Origin of the sequence: Pseudomonas sp. NPDC089534 (assembly GCF_044749305.1) — a bacterium.
Classification (GTDB): domain Bacteria; phylum Pseudomonadota; class Gammaproteobacteria; order Pseudomonadales; family Pseudomonadaceae; genus Aquipseudomonas; species Aquipseudomonas ekonensis.
Genome location: NZ_JBIVHR010000035.1, coordinates 16,332 through 17,470, shown reverse-complemented (window position 1 = coordinate 17,470; position 1,139 = coordinate 16,332). Strand labels below are relative to the sequence as shown.

At 65.4% G+C, this 1,139-nt stretch carries 2 protein-coding genes; one reads left to right on the top strand and one right to left on the bottom strand.

The genetic code is table 11. The features are described 5' to 3' along the window. Window positions 1–49: 49 nt before the first annotated feature. Window positions 50–673: a glutathione S-transferase N-terminal domain-containing protein gene (locus tag ACIP0B_RS13270; RefSeq protein WP_400832467.1), complete on the bottom strand. Its 624-nt coding sequence runs from the start codon at window positions 671–673 to the stop codon at window positions 50–52. Window positions 674–899: 226 nt separating this feature from the next. Here ACIP0B_RS13270 and ACIP0B_RS13265 point away from each other — a divergent pair. After that, a partial coding sequence (locus ACIP0B_RS13265) for a hypothetical protein (protein ID WP_400832465.1) occupies window positions 900–1,139 on the top strand: 240 nt, incomplete at its 3' end.

The window sequence follows — 1,139 nt, the reverse complement described above, 5'->3', positions numbered from 1 at the left end:
GAACATAGATACTGCGGATACCCGCAATCCCCTGTGGGAGTCAGCCTGCTCAGGCCGGCCAGTGCCGCGCAAACACCGGTGCCAGCACAGGGTGGCGGTCAATGCGCGCCAGCCAGGCATGGAAGCCGGGACGGGCATGGCGCAGATGCTCGCGGGAGCCGGCCCAGCGGGTCACCACCGCCGCCAGCAGGTCCAGCGCCCCCGGCCTTTCGTCGTCCAGGTACAGTTCGGCGGAAAACAGGTCGGCGAACACTTCCCACGTCCAGTGCAGCCGTTCGCGGGCGCCGGCCATCAGGTTCTGCCGCGAGGCCTCGTCCGGCATCACCAGCCAGCGTTCGGGGTAGTCGATGATGCCGATGGCCGTGTAGCAATTGCTGACGATGTACACCATGCCGCGGATCGCCTGATCTCGGTCGGCGGCGTCGGCCGGCAGCAGGCCGGACTCCGGAAAGCTCAGGCCCAGGTGCACCAGGATCGCCGCGCTCTCGGTGATGACGCGGCCGTCGGGCAGTTGCAGGGTCGGGATCTGCTTCAACGGGTTGAGCCTGGCCAGCTCCTGGGCCGCTTCGCCGCTGGCTTCGACGTCGATGAAACGGTAAGCGATCTGGCACAGCTCCAGCGCCGCCTCGATGGCCGCCGCACCTGAATTCCTGTGCCCGTACAGTTGATACATGCGCCCTCCTCCGGCTGCCGGTCCCGCTTCAAGCTTGCAGTGTAGAGGGCCCGGCGGAAAACGCCGCCCCCGAACGGACGCGGCCCCATCACGCTGACCGACGGCCCGTGCGCCAAACCATCATCGGCGTCGATGTTCACCATCACGGCAATGAAGTTCTCTTAAAAAATCCCGGGCGTAACATCTGCTCCATACCAACCGACAACACCCTCTGGAGCACACGATCATGAAACGCCAAACCCTTCTCGGCATCGCTTTCTCGGTACTTGCACTGAACGCTTTTGCAGCCCCTTCCGCCCACACGATGATCGCCGAAGGCGGTTCGGACAAACTGATCGAAAACCGCGTCGCTGAAGGTGGCTCCGACCGTCTGCTGGAACGCCGCGTCGCCGAAGGTGGCGCTGACCGCCTGCTGGAACGCCGCGTCGCCGAAGGCGGTTCCGACCGTCTGCTGGAACGCCGCGTC

What these genes read in the sequence shown, in the direction of transcription:
- ACIP0B_RS13270 (WP_400832467.1), bottom strand. Translation starts at nt 673, where the DNA reads ATGTATCAACTGTACGGGCACAGGAATTCAGGTGCGGCGGCCATCGAG.